Genomic DNA, 22,740 nt, shown 5'->3' with positions numbered 1-22,740 from the left:
GGAAAACTGGTGTCTGAAACTAAAGTTCGCAAAAACGAGTCTATTGATGCTGCACTTCGCCGCTTTAAGCGCTCCATCGCTAAGGATGGCGTATTGGCTGAGGTGAAGAAACGCAAGCATTATGAGAAGCCAAGCGTAAAGCGCAAGAAAAAGTCCGAGGCTGCTCGTAAGAGAAAGTTTTAGGAGGAACTGAACTGTCATGAGTCTTAGCGAACGATTGAACGAAGATATGATACAAGCGATGAAGAGCAAAGACAAGTTCAAGCTCTCCACTATTCGAATGGTTCGTTCAACGATCAAGAATCTTGAAATAGATTTGAAAAGAACTTTGGATGACAACGAAGTGCTTGATATCCTCAGTCGTGAAATTAAACAGCGCAAAGATGCCCTCCAAGAATTTAAGAAAGCGGATCGAGACGATCTTGCGGCAGATGTCGAAGCAGAAATTGAGATTATCAGTCAGTATCTTCCCGAACAGCTTACCGAAGAAGAATTAAAAGTTATTGTACAGCAGACCATCCAGGAAACCGGTGCTTCTTCGAAAGCCGACATGGGGAAAGTGATGAGCGCGCTGATGCCGAAAGTCAAAGGTCGCTCTGACGGAAAACTTGTGAACCAGCTGGTTCAACAATTTCTGCAATAAAACATAACGCAAAACACCCCTTTTTAAGGGGTGTTTTTTCATGCTAACGTCCATAATTTACGGCAAATTGAAACGTTAGGACCTCTCCAAGCCCGCCCTTGTCAAGCGTTGAATTTCCTGTTGAAACCGGCCGAAAGACGTTTTCGTTCATTTTTGTTGAAACGATCGGAGGATTGCTGCGTAATAAGTACCATATGCCGGAAAATATATTATAATCATGGAGAAGGGAGGGTGGTTTATTGAAACGATCCGGATATGGAAACATGCTGCACAGGCGGCTGGTTCTATTCATGATGCTGATGTTGGGAATGGCTGCGGCGTTTCCGGGCTCGGCGAGTGCCGAAGACGCAAAAATCGCGCCGGTGTATATCATTCCGGTTGACCAAAAAATCGAGACCGGACTGGAAAAATTCATGAAGCGCGGATTCAAGGAAGCCGAAAAAATGAACGCGGGGCTGATCGTCCTGGACATCGACACGCCGGGCGGATTGGTAACGACGGCGCAAACGATAGGGAAAATGATTCGCGAAAGCAAAATCGAAAGCGTTGCATACATACGCGGAAATGCCGCTTCCGCCGGGAGTTACATCGCGCTCAACGCGGACAAAATCGCGATGTCGCCGGGAAGCATGATCGGCGCGGCCGCTATGGTGGACAGCACGGGCAAACGGGTGGATGATCCGAAACTTGTCGCCGCGTGGAAATCCGAAATGTCGGCCGCAGCCGAATCAAGCGGCAGGAACGCCAAAATAGCGGCAGGTATGGCGGACATCGACATGGTCGTCGACATGCCGGAAATCGGTGAAAAGAAAGAAAAAGGCCAAATCATCGCATTATCCAGCGAGCAGGCCTTGAAGGTCGGGTATGCGGACAAAATCGCCTCCTCGCCGGAGGAGGTCATCTCGTGGATGGGATATTCGACCGATAACGTAATTCAAGTGGAACATACATGGGCGGAAAACATCGCTTCCTTTTTGACCAACCCGATCGTGATGACCATTTTGCTGTTTCTCGGCATCGCCGGCATCGTGATCGAGCTCATCGTTCCGGGATTCGGCGTACCGGGCATTATCGGAACCGCGGCATTCATATTGTATTTCTTCGGAAACTATGTCGCGGGTTTTGCCGGCAACGAGACCTGGCTCCTCTTTATCATCGGCCTGATTTTGATGATCCTGGAAATGTTCGTGCCAAGCTTCGGCATATTGGGCGTGCTGGGCGCCATCAGCTTAGTGGCCGGCGTGATACGGGCGGCATACGACACAAGTCATGCGTTGATCTCGCTAGGAATCGCCTTTATTGCTGCGCTGGTCGTCGTTGTCGTCGTGGCGATCGTCTTCAAGGAACGCGGCATCTGGAATCGCTTTATTCTGAATGAATCCCTAACCAAAGAGCAGGGATACGTCCCGACCGAATCCAGGGAGTCTTTGCTCGGCAAGGAAGGCGTCAGCGTGACGCCGCTGCGGCCTGCAGGAACGGCGCTGATCGACGACGAACGGGTGGATGTGGTGACCGAAGGAGAGTTTATACCGCGGGATTCCGCGGTGGTTGTCGTTCATGTCGAAGGCGCGCGCGTCGTCGTGAAGCCGAAATGAATCAGTTTGCACGCAGCGAATCCTTAACATAAGGCGGCTGCGGAAAATAACGGTTCCGCTTAGGTGGAAACCGTAAAAACAATGGGAGGATGGCATGTTATGACAAGTCCTTTAATCTCCATTTTGCTGATCGCCGTCTTGGTGATCATCGTATTAAGCGTATTTTTCAGCTTTTTCCCGCTTACGCTGTGGATTTCCGCGTTGGCGGCCGGCGTTCGCATCAGCATCATTACTCTGGTGGCGATGAGGCTCCGCCGGGTTACGCCAAGCCGGATCGTCAACCCTTTGATCAAGGCGACGAAAGCGGGGTTGGGGCTTAACATCAACCAGCTGGAAAGCCACTATTTGGCCGGCGGTAACGTGGACAGGGTCGTCAATGCCCTGATCGCGGCGCAGCGCGCGAACATTCCGCTTGAGTTTACGCGGGCGGCCGCGATCGACCTGGCGGGACGGGACGTGCTTCAGGCCGTGCAAATGAGCGTCAACCCGCGCGTCATCGAAACGCCTGTCGTGGCCGCGGTGGCGAAAAACGGCATCGAGGTCAAGGTAAAAGCGAGAGTAACCGTCCGGGCGAACATCGACCGCCTCGTCGGCGGTGCGGGCGAAGAGACGATCATTGCCCGCGTCGGCGAAGGGATCGTAACGACGGTCGGTTCCAGCGACGCCCACAAGGACGTGCTTGAGAACCCGGACAGCATCTCCCGCACCGTGCTCGCCAAAGGGCTGGATGCAGGGACGGCGTTCGAAATTTTGTCCATCGACATCGCGGACGTGGACGTAGGCAAAAACATCGGCGCGTACCTGCAAACGGAACAGGCGGAAGCCGACAAACGCATCGCGCAGGCGAAAGCCGAGGAACGCCGCGCCATGGCCGTCGCGCAGGAGCAGGAGATGAAGGCGCGCGTCGTCGAGATGAGAGCGCGCGTGGTCGAATCCGAATCCGAAGTGCCGCTGGCGATGGCGGAAGCGCTCCGGTCCGGCAAAATCGGCGTGATGGATTACATGAATCTGAAAAACATCGAGGCGGATACCCAAATGAGAGGCTCGCTGGGCAAGATGGGCGAGGGAGATCAGAACGGTTCCCAAAATAACAAATAGGGAATGATGCACCCATGTGGATCTTTGAACATTTTTATTGGATCCTGATCGTTTTGTTTGCTATCTTCTCCGCCTTAAACAGAAGCAATAAATCAAAGCAAAAGCAAAATCCGCGGGGCATGCCGTCGTTTGGCGGAGACGCAGGCAGGGGGCAGAGGGAACACGGGGAGCATCGGGAAATCCGGGAACAAAAAGGATTTTCGGGTTCGCCTCAAGCCTCCCCAAGCCGCCGGGACGAAAGCGCGCCGGAATCGGGCTGGCCCGCGGCCGGCGAAATGGAACCGGCGCGGGGCCGATACGCGGAAACCGCCGGCCGGACCTCCCCGTTCGGAGGTTATTCGGAAGCCGGGCCGGACTACGATACCGGCGAAGGCGTATCCGGCATGTGGCAGGACGATATACCGGATACGCTGGAGGACTTTAACCGCGTCATGCAGACGCGTTTGGAGCAGGTCGACGCTTCGCTGGACCGGATCGGGCAAACGGCGCCCGTGCCGGCCTCGGCTGCGCGGGCGGAAGCCCCAAAACCGGTTTCCAGGCTTGCAAAGGAAGCCCGAAACGGCGTGATCTGGGCCGAAATTCTCGGTCCGCCGCGGTCGAAGCGGCCGTACGGCGGTCGAAAATAACAGGCAGCTGCTTTTACGAAACAAAAGCCTTTTCTGCAAAGGGGAACGATCCGAAGGATCGATCCGTGCGGAAAAGGCTTTTTTATCTATAATCATTTATCATTTCCGGGGTCCCCGCAAAGTATCTGGTTCGGTTTCAAAGCCATCGGCTCCGCTTTGCGGGGTTATTTTGCGCAATCTCCGCCTGCAGCCTGAAATCTCTCATAAAACGGCCGGACCGGGCATAAGTTGTAAAGTACAGGAAGGGGGAGGCCTTCGTATGACCCGGATCAGCCGCAGGCTGCGGAAATGGACCCATGAAGCGCTGGATCTGCCGCAGGACGTCTTACTTGATCTGCCGCGGGTTACCCTGGTTGGAAATAAGGAGTTGACCGTCGAGAATCACCAGGGCGTGCGGCATTTTTCGGAGAACAAAATGATTCTTTCCTTGAGTGAGGGCATGCTCGAAATCGAAGGCGCCGGACTGATGATCCGGGCGATTTTGCCGCAAGAGGTCCTGATCGAAGGAATGATCCGCAATATAAAATATATAGGAATGGGGGAGAGCTCATGAAAATACCTACACTATCCGGTGTGCGCGGCTGCGTACAGATTACGGTCAGAGGAGAGGGCGTCAATCACTTGATCAATGCTTTGGCGGAAGCGGGCATTCCCGTCTGGGATATTCGGCCCACCAGCCAACAAACGGCCGACATGAAGCTGCTCCTTAGGGATTTCCACGCTCTTCGCCCCCTGCTGAAACGGACAGGCTGCCGGATGCATGTCACGCGCCGGATCGGACTGCCTTTCCGTTTGGTCAAGCTGTACAAGCGCAAATTTTTTGCGGCGGGCATCGCCGTGTTTTTCCTGATGCTGTTCATGCTTTCATCCCTTGTTTGGAACATAAATGTCGAGGGAAACGAAAAGCTTGCGACGGAGGATATTTTGAATGCGGCGAGGGAGGAAGGCATTCGGCCTTACCAGTGGATTTTCCGCTTGAAGGACCCGGACAAGCTTTCGCGGGCGCTCAGCCTCAAGCTGCCTGAAACGTCATGGGTCGGGGTCGAACGCAAAGGGACGACGATCACCATCCAGGTCGTAGAAGCGGAAAAGCCGAAGAAGGAGCCGCTGGCGAGCCCGCGCCATTTGATCAGCAAGTCGGATGCGGTCGTCACCAGCATTTATGCGGAGCAGGGGCGCCCCCTCGTTCAAAAAAATACGCGCGTCAAAAAAGGACAAGTGCTCATTTCCGGCATTTTGGGCGACGGCTCCGCCCATTCGCAGGTTGTGGTGGCCAAAGGCGAAGTGAAGGGCCTCGTATGGCATGAATACCAGCTGGAGGTCCCGCTTGTCCAGAAACGGGAAGTATATACGGGGGAACGGAAAGACAAAAGCTACCTCGTGCTCGGGAACCGTGCGATCCAGCTGTGGGGGTACGGGAAAGAGCCGTTTGCGAAATCGCAAACGCTGACCGAGCTTGATCCGCTGACATGGCGTTCGATTGCGCTCCCGATCGGCTGGATGACCGAGAAAGTGATGGAGGTCGACGAGAGGGAGGAGGCGCTGGAACCCGAAGCGGCGAAAAAACAAGGGCTGGAGGCGGCGGTTCGGGATATTTTGGCAAAATACGGCAACGATTCGCAGATCATCAGCCAAAAAATTTTGCATGAGAAGAGAGAGAATGGTAAAGTTTATATGAAAGTGCTTTTTGAGGTGGAAGAAAAGATTGCCGAAGAACTTCCCATAGTTCAAAGTCAAGGAGAATGAGGCTATTTGTCAGAAAAAAACCACAGCGCGCAAATTTCATTGCATAGTGCAAGCGAAGGACTGTCCCTATTTGGACCTCAGGATACTTTTCTGAAAATGATCGAAGCGCAGATTCCGGCGCAAATCGTTTCCCGCGAGGCGGAAATTACGATCCGCGGGGAACTGCGGGATGTGCAAGTTTTGGAGCATCTGTTCGAAGTGCTGCTTGAGCTCGTCCGGAACGGTCACATTCTGTCGGAGCGGGACGTCTCTTACGCCATCGATTTGGCCAAGGATTTTCGGGCCGACCAGTTGCTTGATCTCTTCAAGGGAGAAATTACGACAACGTTCCGCGGCAAACCGATCCGGGTGAAGACCATCGGCCAGAAGCACTATGTGACGACCATCCGCAAGCGGGACATCGTGTTCGGAATCGGACCGGCCGGCACGGGGAAAACGTATTTGGCGGTCGTGCTTGCCGTCGCCGCTTTGAAGGAAGGGGCCGTCAAGCGCATCGTGCTGACGCGTCCGGCCGTCGAGGCGGGTGAAAGCCTCGGGTTTCTGCCGGGGGATCTGCAGGAAAAAGTCGATCCGTATTTGCGGCCGCTTTACGACGCCTTATACGACGTCATGGGCCCGGAGCAAACGGCCAAAGCGCTTGAAAGAGGACTTATCGAAATCGCGCCGCTGGCGTATATGCGCGGGCGTACGCTGGACGATTCGTTCATCATATTGGACGAGGCCCAGAATACGACCCCTGAACAAATGAAAATGTTTTTAACCCGCCTAGGTTTCGGCTCGAAAATGGTCATTACCGGCGACGTGACGCAAATCGACCTGCCAAGAGGCAAAAAATCCGGGTTGATCGAGGCGAAACATATACTTGGAGACATTGAGGAGATCGGCTTCGTTCAGTTTGCCGAGCAGGATGTCGTCCGCCACTCTCTCGTTCAAAAAATAATCACTGCTTACGACAAAGCTGCAGAAAACCAAGATTAGAGGGGATTATCTTTATGACTTCGAAAGAAACGTCATCGGGCAAATCTTTCTCAATGAAACATGTCGGCTGGAAACATAGCGCAGGAACCCGCTATGTTCTCTTTTTATGTCTGGCTGTGCTGTTTTATGTCAGCCTCGCCCCGAATCTGCTTCCCGAACGGTACAACATCCAGGTGGGAACGCGCAGCGAAAAGGAAATCCGGGCGCCGATGCAAATCCCGAACAACAAAGCGACGCTGAAAGCCCAGGAGCAGGAAGCGGAGCGCGTGCAGCCGATTTACACGATCGTGACCGTTCCGAACGAAAATCTGGTCGTGTCCATTTTGGACCGGATCGACCGTCTGAACCAGGACGACCAAGTGTCCCGGGAGGATAAGATCGCCATCTACCGGTTGGAAATTCCGCAGCGGGCCAAGGACTTCATTCAAAATTTCGTCAATGCCAACCGCTCGTCGGCATCCTACCCAGACAAGCTGCTGGATGAGATGCTGAAAGTGACCAGCCAGCAGAGCTATAAAATCCCGGAAGAGACCTTTATCAAAATCCCGCGGCTGACGTCCCAGGATATCGCCGAAATGAAGCCGGTCGCCCGGGAGATCGTCTCCCGCTTGACCAACGATCAGGTGGTCGAAGCGCAGGCGGCGCGCGCCAAGGTGGCGGAGCTGGTCAGCGCCAGCACGCTGAGCCAGCGCACGGCGCGGGAGGTCGTGCAGGAGCTGTCCAAGCTTGCCATTACGGCGAATAAGTTTTACGATGAGGAAGCGACCAAAGAGGCCAAGGTACAAGCGAGAGAAAACACCCAGCCCGTCTATATCAAGCAAGGGGACATCCTCGTCGCGAAAGGGCAGCTCATTACGGAGGATCTGTACAATCTGCTCGACGACAACGGCCTGCTTAAAAACGAAGTGAACTATTGGCCGCAACTGGGCTTGTTCCTGCTGGCTTTGCTGATGTCGGGAGGGCTGTTCCTGTTCATCCGGCAAACGGATCCGAACAAGTTCAAATACAACAACTCGCAGCTGTTCATGCTGGTGCTCATCTTCGTCATCACCGTCATCGTGCTACATCTGGCGGGCATCCTGCAAAGCAATGAACGGCCGTACATCGGGTACGTGGCGCCCGTAGCGATCGGGGCCACGCTGGTGACGCTGCTCCTCGACATGCAGCTTGCGTATTTTTGCGCGATGTTGTTCTGCGTTTTGGCGAGCGTCATTTTGAACGTACATCAAGGACAGATGTTCGATTTTACGTTTGGATTTTTTTCGCTGGTCGTGTCGGTGGTGGCGATTTTCACCATTCACCGCGCAAGCCAGCGTTCCACGCTGCTGAAAGGCGGCATCATGGTCTGCCTGTTCGGCTCGCTGACGGTGTTTATCATGACGTTGATCGGAAGCGGTCAATGGAACCAGATGCAGATGCTGTACGCGATCGGGTTCGCTTTTGCCGGAGGTCTCTTGACCGCGATTTTGGCGATCGGGCTGATGCCGTTTTTCGAAGTCACGTTCGGCATTTTGTCCGCGCTCAAGTTGGTCGAGCTTTCCAATCCGAACCATCCGCTCTTGCGGAAGCTGCTGACGGAGACGCCGGGAACGTATCATCACAGCGTCATGGTCGGCAATTTGTCCGAAGCCGCTGCGGAAGCGATCGGCGCGGACGGGCTGCTCTGCCGGGTGGGCTCTTATTATCACGATATCGGCAAAACGAAGCGGCCAAGATATTTCATCGAAAACCAAAACAATATGGAAAATCCGCATGATTCCCTGGACCCGAAAATGAGCAAATCGATCATTATCGCCCATGCCCGGGACGGCGTCGAGATGCTGAAAGAATATAAAATTCCGAAGCCGATCCGCGACATCGCCGAGCAGCACCACGGAACGACGTTCCTTCACTATTTCTACCACAAGGCGCTGCGGCTCGCGGAGGAACAGGGCAGGGAACCCGACTTTACCGAGGAGGATTTCCGTTATCCCGGCCCGAAAGCCCAATCCAAGGAATCGGCCGTCATCGGTATTGCGGACAGCGTGGAAGCGGCGGTGCGTTCCTTGCGGAATCCGACCGTGGACCAGGTGGAATCGATGATCGAAAAAATCATTAAAAGCCGCTTGGACGACCACCAGTTTAACGACTGCGACCTGACGATGAAGGAGCTGGACATCATTGCCAAAACGCTGAAAGAAAGCGTCATGGGCATATTCCATTCCAGAATAGAATACCCGGAAGAGATCAAAAAGAACAAAACGACTGAAGAGACCAGAAGGAGCGGTTAAAAACGATGGGACTGCAGCTTGCATGGACGAACGAGCAGCAGGAGCTTGAAATCAGCGACGAACTGATCGCGACGCTTGAGCTGCTGCTGCAAAAAGCGGGAAAAGCCGAAGGCGTCGAAGACGGCGAAGTCGCGCTGACGTTCGTCGACGACAGACAAATTCACGAACTGAACAAGGAGTACCGGGGCATCGACCGCCCGACGGACGTATTGTCGTTCGCCATGAACGAATATACGGACGAAGAGCTGGACATCGTTTACGAGCTGGAAGAGGGCGAGGAGCTTGCCGATTTGCCCGAGATGCTCGGGGACATTATCATTTCGGTGAATCGCGCCAAGGCGCAAAGCGAAGAATATGGACATTCCCTGGAACGCGAAATCGGATTTTTGTTCGTGCACGGATTCCTCCATTTGCTCGGATACGACCACCAGGACAAAGAAAGCGAAGCTGAAATGATGGGCAAGCAGGAAGCCGTGCTGGCTGAAGTGGGGCTTACGCGTTAATGCCGAAAAAATCGTTTTGGGCCGCGTTTGGATATGCGGCGCAGGGGATCGTTTACGCGCTGCGGACGCAGCGCAACATGAAAATCCATGCCGTTGCGGCGGTTGTCGTCATTTCGGCGGCGGCGCTGCTGCATTTATCTTGGCTCAGATGGGTCGCGCTGCTGTTTGCAATCGCGCTCGTCATGGCTATGGAGCTGGTCAACACGGCGCTTGAATCGGTCGTGGACCTGGCCTCGCCAAAGATTCACCCGCTGGCCAAAGCGGCAAAGGACACGGCTGCCGGCGCAGTGCTGCTGGCGGCTGTTTTTGCCGCTGCGATCGGAATCATCGTGTTTTTCGACCCGCTGCTCGAGCTTTTTGGGGGCGGGTCGCAACCCTAGGTTTTTGGACATCGAAGGAGGTTTTTGATATGGATTCAGGATTGTTGCTTCAGGAAGCGATTAAAGCGCGTATGAACGCGTATACACCTTATTCCCATTTCGGTGTCGGCGCGGCGCTGCTCGACAAGGACGGGCATGTCCACCACGGCTGCAACGTCGAAAACGCGGCGTTCGGGCCTACCAACTGCGCGGAACGTACGGCATTGTTCCGTGCGGTTGCCGACGGGCACAAAGCGGGAAGTTTTCAGGCGATTGCCGTCGTAGGCGATACGGAAGGGCCGATTTCCCCATGCGGCGTCTGCCGGCAGGTGCTGCTCGAGCTGTGTTCGCCGGACATGAAAGTCATTTTGGGGAACCTGAAAGGCGACATGACGGAAACGACCGTAGGCGAGCTGCTTCCGGGGGCGTTTGGCCCTTCGGATTTGGCGAGCGCCAATAAATAATATCAGCTGGGGCCCGCTTCCGCGGCCGGTATCGGGCTTGTTCGTGCCGGCTTGTTCGGATGACGGGCCCCGGAGCTCTTTATGCAACCAATGAAATGATAACTTGAGGAGGCAATGTTTCGATTATGGCTAAACCGGCATTCAAATCCGGCTTCGTGGCGATCGTCGGCCGGCCGAACGTGGGCAAGTCCACGCTGATGAACAAGGTCATCGGGCAAAAAATCGCGATCATGTCCGACAAGCCGCAAACGACGCGCAACAAAATCCATGGGGTATATACGACCGACGAAGCCCAGATCGTGTTTCTCGATACGCCGGGCATCCACAAGCGCCAATCCAAGCTTGGCGATTACATGAACCAAACGGCGCTCAATACGCTTAAAGAGGTGGAGGCCGTTCTGTTTTTGGCCGACGTTTCCGAAGGTTTGGGCGGAGGGGACCGGTTTATCGTCGAACAGTTGAAGGGCGTCAAGACGCCGGTCATTCTCGTGCTGAACAAAATCGACAAAATCGAGCCGGACGCGCTGCTTCCGATCATCGAAGAGTACAGCAAGCTGCATACGTTTGCGGAGATCGTGCCGATCTCGGCGCTAAGCGGAAATAACGTGGATCGGCTGCTTTCGCAGGTGGAGAAATATTTGCCCGAAGGTCCGCAGTATTATCCGGCCGATCAGATTACGGACCATCCGGAACAATTCGTTTGCGCCGAGCTCATCCGCGAAAAAATACTGCATTTAACCCGGGAGGAGGTCCCGCATTCGATTGCGGTCACCATTGAGGATATGCGGGTGCAGGACAACGGCGTCGTATACATTTCGGCCGTCATTTTCGTCGAGAGGGATTCCCAAAAAGGCATCATCATCGGCAAACAGGGGGCGCTGCTGAAGGAAGTCGGCAAGCTGGCCCGGCAGGACATCCAAAACTTGCTCGGATCGAAGATTTTTTTGGAATTGTGGGTAAAAGTAAAAAAAGACTGGCGCAACCAGGAACGCGTGCTTCGTGACCTCGGCTTCCACCGCGACGCTTAAACGGGCGCCATGCCAAGCTGGCAGGAATTGCTTTACATAGATCCTCATCGTTCGCCACATCCTATTTTTGAAGATGCAGACGCCATTTCCAAAGAGAGGATGAATACGAATGCGAGACTTTTCGTGGAAGTATTTTGCGATGACTGGAGATGTGGATGCTTACTTGCTTTATAAGGAATATGCGGGCATGGCTGTAGAGGAAGCGGCTGCGGCGCCGGAAACGGCGGCAGCGGAAGAGACGGGGAACTATGAAGAAAACGAATGATTTGTGGCTGCTCCGGGAATGGCTGGGGGAAGAGGCATGCTATATAGGGTGGAAGGGATCGTCATCCGCAGCATGGACTACGGCGAAGGGAACAAAATCATTACGATTTGCACCGAAAATGCGGGCAAAGTAGGCGTGCTTGTCCGCGGAGCCAAAAAGGTCAAAAGCCGCCATGCTGCCTTAACGCAGCTTTTCACAGAAGCGGAATACGTATTTTTCAGAAACGGCACGGGCCTCGGAACGCTTAATTCCGGCGAAATCATGAATTCCCGGCACGGCCTTCGCCAGGATCTGGTTTTGGCGGCCTATGCGTCGTACGCCTGCGAGCTTCTCGACAAAGTGCTCCAGGACGAGGAAACGGGGAGCTTCTGGTACCAGCAGCTCAAGGCATGCCTGAATGCGCTGGAGGAAGGCAAAGATCCCGGAATCATCATCAATCTGTACGAAATGAAAATTCTTCAAACGGCAGGATACGGACCCGAGCTCCTATCCTGCATTTCTTGCGGAAAAGACTTGTCCGAAGACGAACATGCCGCCGTCAGCCCAAGATTGGGAGGTACGTTATGCCGCTCCTGCAAACATCTGGATCCGCCGGCGATGAACATATCCCCGAAAAGCTTAAAGCTGCTGCGGCTGTTCGCCAGACTCGATCTGCGAAGGCTCGGCCACGTCGACGTCAAGGAGGAGACGAAAGCGGAGCTTAAAGCGGTGATGCGCGCTTTTATGGACATGCAGCTCGGGCTCAAATTGAAATCCCTAAGCTTTTTGGATCAGATGGAAAAGTACGGACTGTAAAAAACGTTGACTTCTCCGCTCGAATTCGGTAATATATATTAAGTTCTATTCATTGTCTGACATGCGTTGAACGGAAAAGTAGTGGATTTCGGATTCCCAGTAGCGAGCCGGGGACGGTGCAAGCCCGGTGGAACGGATTCATGAAAGGCAGCCGGGAGCATGAGATGAAATCGGCTAAAAAGTGGATTGCGGATTCCCGAAAGCAGGGACTGCAGTCAAGTAGGGTGGAACCGCGGGAAATGACAGCTCTCGTCCCTATGTCTGTATTTGCAGGCATGGGCGGGAGCTTTTTGATGTCCCGTAAATGGCCTGCAGCGGATGAAGCAAGCTGACAACCATTGCAAAGCCATGATTAGTAAAGGAGAGGCTCATATGAACTTTCAGCAGATGATTTTGGCGCTGCAGCAGTTTTGGGCAGCACAGAATTGCATTATCGTGAACCCTTATGACACGGAAAAAGGCGCGGGCACGATGAACCCGATGACCTTTTTGCGCTCGCTGGGGCCGGAGCCGTGGAAGGTTGCTTACGTTGAGCCTTCGCGCCGTCCTTCCGACGGACGTTACGGCGAAAACCCGAACCGTTTGTACCAGCACCATCAGTTCCAGGTCATCATCAAACCTTCCCCCGACAACATCCAGGAGCTGTATCTGGAAAGCTTGAAGGCGCTTGGTGTCGATGCGCTGCATCACGACATCCGCTTCGTCGAGGACAACTGGGAAAACCCGTCGCTCGGCTGCGCCGGCCTTGGCTGGGAAGTGTGGCTTGACGGCATGGAGATTACCCAATTCACTTACTTCCAGCAGGTAGGCGGGATCGAAACGCATCCGGTATCCGTCGAAATTACGTACGGCATGGAACGTTTGGCGTCCTATATCCAGGAAAAAGAAAACGTGTTTGATCTGGAGTGGGTGGACGGCATCACTTACGGGGATGTGTTCCATCAGCCCGAATACGAGCATTCGAAATACACGTTCGAAGTGTCCGACGTGAAAATGCTATTTACGCTTTTCAACATGTACGAACAGGAAGCCAAAAAAGCGATGGACCAAAACCTCGTTTTTCCGGCGTACGATTACGTGCTGAAATGCTCCCATACTTTTAACCTTCTCGATGCCCGCGGCGCGATCAGCGTAACCGAACGGACCGGCTATATTACGCGGGTGCGGAATCTGGCCCGCCAGGTGGCCGCGACTTACGTGGAGGAACGCGAGAAGCTCGGCTTCCCGCTGTTGAAGAAAGGAGGCGACCGGTAATGGCCAAGGATCTGTTGTTCGAAATCGGGCTGGAGGAAGTGCCTGCGCGCTTTTTGCGCGCCGCGATGGACCAGCTCAAGGAAAAAACGGCCCAGTGGCTGGAGCAATCCCGCTTGTCCCACGGCGATGTACAGGCCTACGCGACTCCGCGCCGTTTGGCGGTTCTAGTGCATGACGTAGCCGAGAAGCAGGACGACGTGCAGGAGGAGGTCAAAGGTCCTTCCCGCAAAATCGCTCAGGACGAGAACGGAAACTGGAGCAAAGCGGCGCTTGGTTTCGCTCGTGGACAGGGCGTGGATCCGGAGGAGTTTACCTTTAAAGAATTGAACGGCGTGGAATATATTTACGTGACCAAAAGCAGCACGGGCGTCGATACCGCTTCCATTTTGGCCGAAGGGTTGCTTGGCATTTTGTCCTCGATGACGTTCCCGAAAAACATGCGCTGGGGAAGCTACGACTATAAATTCGTCCGTCCGATCCGCTGGCTCGTGGCCATGTTCGGCTCCGACGTTGTCGATCTGGAAGTCACCGGCGTCAAATCGGGCAACGTGACGCGCGGTCACCGTTTCCTTGGAACCGAAGCCGTGCTTTCCAATGCTTCGGATTATCCGGAAGCGCTCCGTTCTCAGCATGTCATCGTGGACGTGCAGGAACGCGAAAACATCATTCTCGAGCAAATCAACAAGCTGGCGCAGGAGAAAAACTGGAAAATCGCCATCAAGGACGACCTGCTCGAAGAGGTGCTGTTCCTGGTCGAAACGCCGACCGTGCTGTTCGGCACGTTCGACCCGTCCTTCCTGAACATCCCGCAGGAAGTGCTGATCACGTCCATGCGGGAGCATCAGCGTTATTTCCCTGTGCTTGACGAAGCGGGCAAGCTGCTGCCGTTTTTCGTCACGGTCAGAAACGGCGACGACCGTTCGCTCGACGTGATCGCCAAAGGGAATGAAAAGGTGCTGCGCGCCCGGCTTTCCGACGCGAAGTTTTTCTATGACGAAGACCAGAAGCTTGAAATCAAGGACGCGCTGTCCAAACTCGAAAGCATCGTCTTCCATGAAGAGCTCGGCACGGTCGGCGACAAAGTCCGCCGCATCCGCAAAATCGCGGACCGGCTCGGCGAGGCGCTGCATATCTCCGGAACCGAGCAGGAATACGTCAGCCGCGCCGCCGACATTTGCAAATTCGACCTCGTTACCCAAATGGTATACGAGTTTCCGGAACTGCAGGGCGTCATGGGCGAAGACTACGCCCGCAAAGCCGGAGAAAACGAAGCGGTCGCCAAAGCGGTATTCGAGCATTACCAGCCTCGTTCCGCGTCGGATGATTTGCCTTCCTCGCTGGTAGGTTCGATCGTCAGCATCGCGGACAAAATCGACACGATCGTGGGCTGCTTCTCGATCGGCATCATCCCGACGGGCTCCCAGGATCCGTATGCGCTGCGCCGCCAATCCCAGGGCATCGTGCAAATTCTGCTTGCCAAGCAAATGCCGCTGACGCTGTCGCATGTATTCGGCATCGCGATCGACGTTCACTCCCAATTCCGGGAATTGAAGCGTCAGGGCAGCGAAATCCGCAAAGACCTCGAAGATTTCTTCGGGCTGCGCGTGAAAAAGCTGCTGTCCGAAAACCTTCGCTACGACGTCGTCGACGCGGTCATTGCCGCCGGATTTGACGACGTGATGTCGGTCGTGTCCCGCGGAGACGCGCTGATGCACGCCGTGAGCGGCGGCGAAGATTTCAAAACGACGGTCGAGTCCTTTAACCGGGTAAGCAACCTCGCCGCGAAAGCCTCCAAAGCGGCGGTCAGCGAAAGCCTGCTGCAGGAAGGGGCGGAGAAGGAACTGCATGCCTCTTGGCTGCGGGTGCAGAAGCCGTACTCCACCGCTCTCGAGCAGCGGGACGGGGCCAAGGCGCTGGACATTTTGGGGGAACTGAAACCGGCCATCACGAATTTCTTCGATTCCGTCATGGTTATGGCGGAGGACGAGAAGGTCCGGGCCAACCGGTTGGGGCTCCTTGCCCAAATCGATCAGGGTCTTAAGCAATTTGCCGATTTTAACAAGCTGGTATGGTAGCAATATAGCATTGCCGAACGTACGGAACGGGCCGAGCACCTGGTGCTGCCTGTTCCGTATTTTCGGAAAACCGCCGGAAAGCTGTCAGAAGTTGTTATTTGCCCGCAAGAAGGATTTTGGCATCCTTTGAGCGTATTATTACGTATATACTAGTATGGCAAACCATGATTACAGGGTGATATATTCTGGCCGATATGCACACGTTCCACATTGTCGTCGACGCGGACGCCTGTCCCGTAAAGCGTGAAATTGGCGAAACAGCCAGAGCCTTCCGCATTCCTGTGCTGATGGTTTCTTCTTATGACCATTTCATCCAGGCAGAAGAGGGCGTGCAAACGATTCAAGTGGACCGCAGCGATCAAAGCGCGGACCTCTACATCGCCAACCACATCAAACGCGGGGATATCGTGGCGACGCAGGATTACGGTTTGGCTGCGTTGGCCCTGTCAAAGGGCTGTCACGCCATTTCTTTTCGGGGGCAGAGCTACACGGGCGAAAATATCGAGTTTATGCTCGACCGGCGCCACCATCAGGCCAAGGCCCGAAGAAGCGGCAGTTACGGCAAAGGCCCGAAACCGATGACGCAAGCGGACAAATTGCTTTTTCAACAGAAACTGACAAAACTTTTGCACAAGTTGCAGGAGAATGTTTAACGGTAGCGAATAATATTTTACGTGCCAAAAAGAGATGAAGGTGGTTTGGATGAATGCCGGACAAGGCAATATACCGGAAAAAGTGATTGACGCGGTGCTGGACAAGCATGACATCGTCGATACGGTAAGCAGGTACGTTCATCTGACCAAGCAGGGGAAATACATGAAAGGCCTCTGCCCGTTTCATTCGGAGAAAACCCCCTCTTTTACGGTAACGCCGGATCGGCAGATTTTCTACTGCTATGGCTGCGGCAAGGGCGGAAATGCCATCAAATTCAGGATGGAAATCGAAGGATTATCCTTTCCCGAAGCCGTCAAAGCCATGGCCGAAGAAAGCCACATTGAACTGCCGGAAGGACAAGGGGCCGTGGTGATTCCTCCGAATCCGGAGAGAGACCGACTGCTTCAGGCCTACGAGTGGACGGCCAAATTTTATCACTTTTTGCTCAAAAATACGGAGCATGGCAAAGCGGCGATGGACTATTTGCGTTCGCGCGGCTTTAACGACAAAGCCATCGATCAGTTCCAGATCGGCTACGCTCCGGACCGTTGGGATACGTTGGTTCAGTTTTTGACCAAACGATCCTTTGATCTCGCCGAGATGGAAAAGGGCGGACTCCTGTCCAAACGAAGCGACGGCGAGGATTACCTCGACCGTTTTCGCGGACGCGTCATCTTCCCGATCAGCGAACGCAACGGCAAAGTCATCGCGTTCGCGGGCAGGGTGCTTGGCGACGGCCAGCCGAAATATTTGAATTCGCCCGAAAGCAAGCTGTTCAACAAAAGCCGCATTTTGTACAACCTCCATCTGGCCAAACCGTCCATCCGCAAGCTGCGGCAAATCGTTTTATTCGAAGGTTACGGCGACGTGATTTCGGCTTGGGAGGCGGGTGTGCAAAACGGCGTTGCGACCATGGGCACTTCGCTGACGGAGAGCCATGCGGCGATGATGAAAACGATGGCCGACGAAGTCGTGGTATGCTACGACGGGGACCGTGCTGGGCAAGCCGCGGCGATGAAGACCATTCCGCTCCTTGAGGGAGTCGGTCTCAGGGTAAAAATCGCCGTCATCAACGAAGGCCTCGACCCGGACGAATTCATCAAGAAAAACGGCGGAGACCGCTTTAAACGGCAAATCATTGACGGAGCGGTTTCAACAACAAAATTTAAGCTTATATATCTGAAAAAAAACCATATACTGCTAGAAGAAGACGGCAAAATCGCGTATACGAAGGAAGTGCTTCCGATTATCGCGGCGCTGCCTTCATCAACCGAACGGGAAGTGTATTTGAAGGAACTTGCCACGGAACTTGAGCTTTCCTTCGAAAGCTTGAAGCAGGATTGCAACGAGCTCCGCCAAGCCATGTTAAAAAACACGCCGGATGGGGATAATAACGACAAAAGGTGGAATAATGGTAGGCATAAAAAAGGGCAGGTATCCGCACCTGTTTTACTGCCGGCATACCATACCGGAGAACGGCGCCTTTTGGCCATGATGCTGCAGGATGCCGAAGCCGCAAGCTACGTTCAAAAAAGGCTCGGCGACGCATTTAACATCGATGATCATGCAGCGATTGCTGCTTATCTATATGCCTATTACGCACAGGGCAAACCCCCGGATATCAGCCGCTTCATGTCGTTTTTGCACGATGACCGCCTGGAGAAGACCGTTAGCTCCATCTCCATGATGGAGACACCGCCGGAGTGGAACGTGCAGGAACTCGAGGATTGTATCCGGGAAGTACAGAAAGTTCCGCAGAAAAGACAGATCGACAAGAAGAGAGAAGAAATGATCATTGCCGAGCGTTCGGGGGACTTTTTGCGTGCTGCACAAATTGCAAGTGAGATTATAGCCCTAGAGAGACAATAAAGAACAGGCTTGAATGTTTCTAGGGAGGAGGGAGTCGAGTTATGGCGAATGATCAGCATACTGAACTAGAGACAGAGTTTACGCTTGATCAGGTAAAAGACCAGCTGATTGAACAGGGTAAAAAAAGATCTTCTTTGAACTACAAAGATATTATGGAGAAACTTTCTCCATTCGATCAGGACGCGGAGCAGATTGACGAATTTTACGAGCAGCTCGGCGATCTGGGCATTGAAGTGGTCAACGAAAGTGACGAAGACCACAACCCTCTTCACCATCCGTCGGATGATCACGAGAACGGCGACAACGACGATTTCAACTTTGACGACGATTTGTCCCTGCCGCCGGGCATTAAAATCAACGACCCCGTAAGGATGTACCTGAAGGAAATCGGACGCGTGCCGCTCCTTTCCGCCGATGACGAGGTCGAGTTGGCGAAACGGATCATGAACGGGGACGAAGAGGCCAAACGCCGGCTCGCGGAAGCGAACCTGCGTCTCGTGGTCAGCATCGCCAAACGTTATGTCGGACGCGGCATGCTGTTTCTGGATTTGATTCAGGAAGGCAATATGGGTCTGATCAAGGCCGTCGAGAAGTTCGACCACAATAAAGGATTTAAATTCAGTACCTATGCAACATGGTGGATCCGTCAGGCGATTACCCGCGCCATCGCGGACCAGGCGAGAACGATCCGGATTCCGGTTCACATGGTCGAAACGATCAACAAGCTGATCCGGGTATCCCGCCAGCTGCTTCAGGAGTTGGGGCGCGAACCTACGCCGGAAGAAATCGCGGCCGAGATGGAACTCAGCGTTGAGAAGGTTCGGGAAATTATGAAAATCGCCCAAGAGCCGGTATCGCTCGAAACGCCGATCGGCGAAGAAGACGATTCGCATCTTGGAGATTTTATCGAGGATCAAGAGGCGTTGGCGCCAGCAGACGCTGCAGCCTATGAGCTTCTGAAAGAACAGCTGGAGGACGTGCTGGACACGTTGACGGAACGCGAGGAAAACGTCCTTCGTCTCCGCTTCGGCCTCGATGACGGCCGAACGAGAACGTTGGAGGAAGTCGGCAAAGTGTTTGGCGTTACGCGCGAGCGGATCCGCCAAATCGAAGCGAAGGCGCTTCGCAAACTGCGCCATCCTAGCCGCAGCAAACGGCTGAAAGATTTTCTCGAATAACTTCTTTATTTCAGACCTTCTGCCGGTTGCGCAGCAAGGTCTTTTTTTCAGCCAAATGGTCGATAACAGAAAATAAGGTTCGATCTTTTTCTTGGTTTTAGAACTATTTCCTTTATTTGTTGTTTTTATTTTAGCGCTTTTTAGGGACCATTGCAAATGGGAGGAAGGATTTGCGCGTAGGGCCTCCGGTTTGTTAGGGTATAAAAAGAAGCTTGAAAACCAAAAAAACGATACGTGGGTGCGACATGAAATTATCGAAAAGGCTAGAAACGATTTTGAATCTCATTCCGGAAGGGAGCCGGCTGGCCGATATCGGCTCCGACCACGCGCTGCTGCCTGTGGCGGCGGTTCAATCCGGACGCGCGGTCCGGGCCGTGGCGGGCGAGGTGAACCCCGGGCCGCTAAAAGCGGCTGCCGCGCAAGTCCAGGAAGCCGGGCTCGGGCAACTCATTTCGGTCCGGAAGGGCGACGGACTGGCGGTGATTGAAGCGGGTGAAGCGAACATCATTACGATTGCCGGCATGGGCGGCAGCCTGATCGCCAACATTCTGGATAACGGGCGGGATAAGCTCGAGCAAGTTGAACTGTTGATACTGCAGCCCAATGTCGGCGAGGACATTCTCCGGCGATGGCTGATGGAACATGGCTGGCTGCTCAGCTCCGAGCGCATTTTGGAGGAAGACGGGAAAATCTACGAGATTTTGACCGCGGTTCCCGAGCTTTCGGATCAGCGGATCAGCAGCCGGTTGTTGTACGAAGACCAGGAATGGCTCCGAAGCAGCGGCGATGGAACTTTTACGGTAACCCGGGACCTTTTGCTGCGCATGGGGCCGTGGCTTCTGAAGGAGCCCACGCCGGTTCTGATCGAAAAGTGGAACCGCGAGCTGGATAAGCTTCAAGGTATTTTGGACTCCATGTCCGCTTCGAAGCTGGAATCCGCGGAAATAAAAGCAAAGCTGCTGCAACAGGAAATGGAGCAGATCAAGGAGGTACTTGCATGTTTGCAAAAGGACAGACCGTAATTCAATGGATGGAACAGCTTGCCCCGAAACATCTGGCATATCCGGATGACAGGGACCGGATCGGGCTGCAGCTCGGCACTCTTCAAAAGGAAATCCGAACGGTGCTGGTCGCCCTCGACGTCAACGAAGAAGTCGTGGATGAGGCCGTTCGCATCGGGGCGGATCTGATTATCGCGCACCATGCGATCATCTTCCGGCCGCTTAAGTCTATTCAGACCGATTCTGCCGCGGGAAAGGTCTATGAGCGGTTAATCAAACATGACATTGCCGTATACATAGCTCATACCAACCTCGACAACGCCGAATGGGGCATGAACGATTGGATGGCCGAGGCCCTTGGCATCCGAAACACGGTGCCGGTGGAAGAAACCCAGCGCGAGCCGCTGTACAAGCTGGCCGTGTTCGTGCCGGCCACCCATGCCGACCAGGTGCGCGAAGCCGTTTTTGGCGCCGGTGCGGGAGCCATCGGAAATTACAGCCATTGCAGCTTTAACGTGGCGGGGACCGGCACCTTTTTGCCGCAGGAGGGCACGAATCCGTTCCTCGGTTCGGCAGGAAAGCTTGAGCAGGCGGAGGAAGTCCGGATCGAAACGATCGTGCCGCAGAGCATCCGCAGCAGCGTCATCCAGGCGATGCTAAAAGCGCATCCGTATGAAGAGGTCGCTTATGACCTGTATCCGCTGGATTTGAAAGGGAAGGCCTACGGCTTGGGCCGCGCCGGCAAGCTGGAGAAGGAGATGACGCTCGCCGCATTCTCCCAGGTCGTCAAGGACAAGCTTGACGTGCCGCATGTACGGGTCGTGGGCGATCCCGACCGGATCGTCAAAAAGGCGGCGGTCATCGGCGGCTCGGGCAGCCGGTATTACCAAGCGGCGCGCTTCCGCGGCGCGGACGTGCTCGTAACGGGGGACGTCGATTACCATACGGCGCAGGATGCGCTCGCCGCGGGAATCGCATTGATCGATCCGGGGCATAACGCCGAAAAAATCATGAAGGCGAAAGTTGCGGACTGGCTGAAAGCACAGGCGGAAAAGCACCGGTACGATATCCAGGCGGTCGCGTCGGCCGTCGACACCGAACCGTTCCGGTTTATGTAAGGAAAGGCAGGCGAATTCATCCAACGCTGCCAGACAGATGAGGATTGAAACGAAGCCGAATTCCTAGTATACTATAATACAGTTGTCCGGAAAGTTTGACAGACAATCGCTGGCGGCGCGTAAGGCGCCGCGAGAGGAAAGTCCGGGCTCCATAGGGCAGGGTGCTGGATAACGTCCAGTCAGCGCGAGTTGAAGGATAGTGCCACAGAAACGGACCGCCGATGGCCGCTTTCGAGCGGATCAGGCAAGGGTGGAACCGAGGTGTAAGAGACCCCGAGGAACGCTGGTGACATCGTTCCTGGTAAACCCCACCTGGAGCAAGACCTAATGGAACGCAGCTTCTTGATTGAAGCAGCCTTTGCCCGAGGCGCGTTCGGGTTGGTCGCTTGAGCCAATCAGCAATGATTGGCCTAGATAGATGATTGTCGCTTATCTGCGGGAGGGTAGTTCCCGTCTGTACCGCAACGAGCACAGAACCCGGCTTACGTAAAACTTTCCAAACTACAACAACTGTATCATTCATATGAACTCGTTTGAAGGCGGCATGCCCGGTTGAACCGGAATGCCGCCTTTTTATTTTTATGCATTTCGCAACGTGACTGAATCCGCTTTGAAGCGTACTGGCCCACGTTATGGAGTTATTTTGAGCCGTGTATTGCGGACTTGCAAGACGAGCCTGATTTAGTCAAATACCTCCCATATAAGGACATTCGTACAAACACAGGGGATTCGGCCACAATAAAATGTACTAAATCACGAAAGGAGCTGTTTACAAATGCATCCTCATTGCTTCCACTGTCCGCCAGCGGACCCGGTTTATACAGATCCATCCGTCGTTTACAAGGATTTTTACTATCCCCAAGTCGTTCCCGTCGTCCACACGGTTCAAATCGTGAAAAGACATCACTGCGTGCCCGTACCGAAGCATATCTGCAACTATGTCGTAAGAGACGAATATATAGCACCCGTAACGACGAGCGGGAAACACAGTTCCCGGGGCAGACGCTAATTTTCCGGTACGAAAGACCTTCGGTTTCCGGGGAGCCTCTGCATAGGGTTTTCCTGATGCCGCGGGAATGGATCAAGCAATAAAAGGATATTGCACCACGGTCAAACCATGGTTCCCAAATGAATAAGATTTGAAAAAAAAAGCAATCCGCCGCAAGTGAAGTGCTCCCTGTCAAGTGGACAGTGTAAAAAACAAAAATAGTTCATTTGGAT

General features: G+C 54.1%; 22 protein-coding genes and 1 other RNA gene. All 23 read left to right on the top strand.

Annotated elements, in window-relative coordinates:
• Positions 1-9 precede the first annotated feature (9 nt).
• A complete protein-coding gene (gene rpsU / locus GQY55_RS18430) occupies positions 10-183 on the top strand; it encodes a 30S ribosomal protein S21 (protein ID WP_036712328.1) in 174 nt (57 codons plus the stop codon).
• A 16-nt stretch (positions 184-199) separates the two neighbouring features.
• The gene (locus tag GQY55_RS18425) at positions 200-643 is read left to right on the top strand and encodes a GatB/YqeY domain-containing protein (protein ID WP_160043350.1); all 444 of its coding nucleotides are present in this window, start codon (positions 200-202) and stop codon (positions 641-643) included.
• Positions 644-906: 263 nt separating this feature from the next.
• On the top strand, positions 907-2,238 hold the full coding sequence (locus GQY55_RS18420; protein WP_160043507.1) for an NfeD family protein: 1,332 nt from the start codon (positions 907-909) through the stop codon (positions 2,236-2,238).
• 99 nt (positions 2,239-2,337) lie between these two features.
• Entirely contained in the window at positions 2,338-3,336 is a 999-nt protein-coding gene (floA, locus tag GQY55_RS18415; RefSeq protein ID WP_201452185.1) for a flotillin-like protein FloA, read from the top strand.
• Between the two features lie 14 nt (positions 3,337-3,350).
• Positions 3,351-3,962, top strand: a complete 612-nt coding sequence (locus GQY55_RS18410) for a hypothetical protein (RefSeq protein WP_160043348.1) — start codon at positions 3,351-3,353, stop codon at positions 3,960-3,962.
• A gap of 259 nt (positions 3,963-4,221) precedes the next feature.
• Positions 4,222-4,515 carry a sporulation protein YqfC gene (gene yqfC / locus GQY55_RS18405; RefSeq protein WP_160043347.1) on the top strand — a complete coding sequence of 98 codons (294 nt, stop codon included), beginning with the start codon at positions 4,222-4,224 and terminating at the stop codon, positions 4,513-4,515.
• Positions 4,512-5,708 (top strand): sporulation protein YqfD, encoded by a 1,197-nt coding sequence (yqfD, locus tag GQY55_RS18400; protein ID WP_160043346.1) that lies wholly within the window; start codon positions 4,512-4,514, stop codon positions 5,706-5,708. Before yqfC ends, yqfD begins: the two co-directional genes overlap by 4 nt.
• A gap of 6 nt (positions 5,709-5,714) precedes the next feature.
• Positions 5,715-6,686, top strand: a complete 972-nt coding sequence (locus GQY55_RS18395) for a PhoH family protein (protein WP_160043345.1) — start codon at positions 5,715-5,717, stop codon at positions 6,684-6,686.
• Positions 6,687-6,700: 14 nt separating this feature from the next.
• Positions 6,701-8,956, top strand: coding sequence for an HD family phosphohydrolase (locus tag GQY55_RS18390; RefSeq protein ID WP_160043344.1), 2,256 nt, complete (start codon positions 6,701-6,703; stop codon positions 8,954-8,956).
• A gap of 5 nt (positions 8,957-8,961) precedes the next feature.
• On the top strand, positions 8,962-9,459 hold the full coding sequence (ybeY, locus tag GQY55_RS18385; RefSeq protein ID WP_160043343.1) for an rRNA maturation RNase YbeY: 498 nt from the start codon (positions 8,962-8,964) through the stop codon (positions 9,457-9,459).
• Positions 9,459-9,839, top strand: a complete 381-nt coding sequence (locus GQY55_RS18380) for a diacylglycerol kinase family protein (RefSeq protein ID WP_160043342.1) — start codon at positions 9,459-9,461, stop codon at positions 9,837-9,839. The genes ybeY and GQY55_RS18380 overlap by 1 nt, the downstream gene beginning before the upstream one ends.
• Positions 9,840-9,868: 29 nt before the next feature.
• Positions 9,869-10,282 carry a cytidine deaminase gene (locus tag GQY55_RS18375; protein WP_160043341.1) on the top strand — a complete coding sequence of 138 codons (414 nt, stop codon included), beginning with the start codon at positions 9,869-9,871 and terminating at the stop codon, positions 10,280-10,282.
• 125 nt (positions 10,283-10,407) lie between these two features.
• A complete protein-coding gene (era, locus tag GQY55_RS18370; RefSeq protein WP_160043340.1) occupies positions 10,408-11,310 on the top strand; it encodes a GTPase Era in 903 nt (300 codons plus the stop codon).
• Positions 11,311-11,419: 109 nt separating this feature from the next.
• Positions 11,420-11,575 (top strand): YqzL family protein, encoded by a 156-nt coding sequence (locus GQY55_RS18365; RefSeq protein ID WP_160043339.1) that lies wholly within the window; start codon positions 11,420-11,422, stop codon positions 11,573-11,575.
• 36 nt (positions 11,576-11,611) lie between these two features.
• On the top strand, positions 11,612-12,370 hold the full coding sequence (gene recO / locus GQY55_RS18360; RefSeq protein ID WP_160043338.1) for a DNA repair protein RecO: 759 nt from the start codon (positions 11,612-11,614) through the stop codon (positions 12,368-12,370).
• A gap of 372 nt (positions 12,371-12,742) precedes the next feature.
• A complete protein-coding gene (gene glyQ, locus GQY55_RS18355; RefSeq protein WP_160043337.1) occupies positions 12,743-13,624 on the top strand; it encodes a glycine--tRNA ligase subunit alpha in 882 nt (293 codons plus the stop codon).
• Positions 13,624-15,699 (top strand): glycine--tRNA ligase subunit beta, encoded by a 2,076-nt coding sequence (gene glyS, locus GQY55_RS18350; protein WP_160043336.1) that lies wholly within the window; start codon positions 13,624-13,626, stop codon positions 15,697-15,699. Before glyQ ends, glyS begins: the two co-directional genes overlap by 1 nt.
• A gap of 194 nt (positions 15,700-15,893) precedes the next feature.
• Positions 15,894-16,352 carry a YaiI/YqxD family protein gene (locus tag GQY55_RS18345; RefSeq protein WP_160043335.1) on the top strand — a complete coding sequence of 153 codons (459 nt, stop codon included), beginning with the start codon at positions 15,894-15,896 and terminating at the stop codon, positions 16,350-16,352.
• Positions 16,353-16,401: 49 nt separating this feature from the next.
• A complete protein-coding gene (gene dnaG, locus GQY55_RS18340; RefSeq protein WP_160043334.1) occupies positions 16,402-18,222 on the top strand; it encodes a DNA primase in 1,821 nt (606 codons plus the stop codon).
• Positions 18,223-18,263: 41 nt separating this feature from the next.
• Entirely contained in the window at positions 18,264-19,400 is a 1,137-nt protein-coding gene (gene rpoD / locus GQY55_RS18335; RefSeq protein ID WP_160043333.1) for an RNA polymerase sigma factor RpoD, read from the top strand.
• A 245-nt stretch (positions 19,401-19,645) separates the two neighbouring features.
• Positions 19,646-20,422, top strand: a complete 777-nt coding sequence (locus GQY55_RS18330; protein WP_160043332.1) for a tRNA (adenine(22)-N(1))-methyltransferase — start codon at positions 19,646-19,648, stop codon at positions 20,420-20,422.
• Positions 20,398-21,519, top strand: coding sequence for a Nif3-like dinuclear metal center hexameric protein (locus tag GQY55_RS18325; protein WP_160043331.1), 1,122 nt, complete (start codon positions 20,398-20,400; stop codon positions 21,517-21,519). The genes GQY55_RS18330 and GQY55_RS18325 overlap by 25 nt, the downstream gene beginning before the upstream one ends.
• Before the next feature lie 90 nt (positions 21,520-21,609).
• Positions 21,610-22,019: RNase P RNA component class A (rnpB, locus tag GQY55_RS18320), an RNA gene on the top strand.
• Positions 22,020-22,740: the final 721 nt, after the last annotated feature.

Source organism: Paenibacillus sp. USDA918EY (assembly GCF_009870825.1).
Lineage (GTDB): Bacteria > Bacillota > Bacilli > Paenibacillales > Paenibacillaceae > Paenibacillus_AQ > Paenibacillus_AQ albilobatus.
The sequence above is the reverse complement of the archived record's forward strand: the minus strand, read 5'-3'. Positions and strand labels throughout refer to the sequence as shown.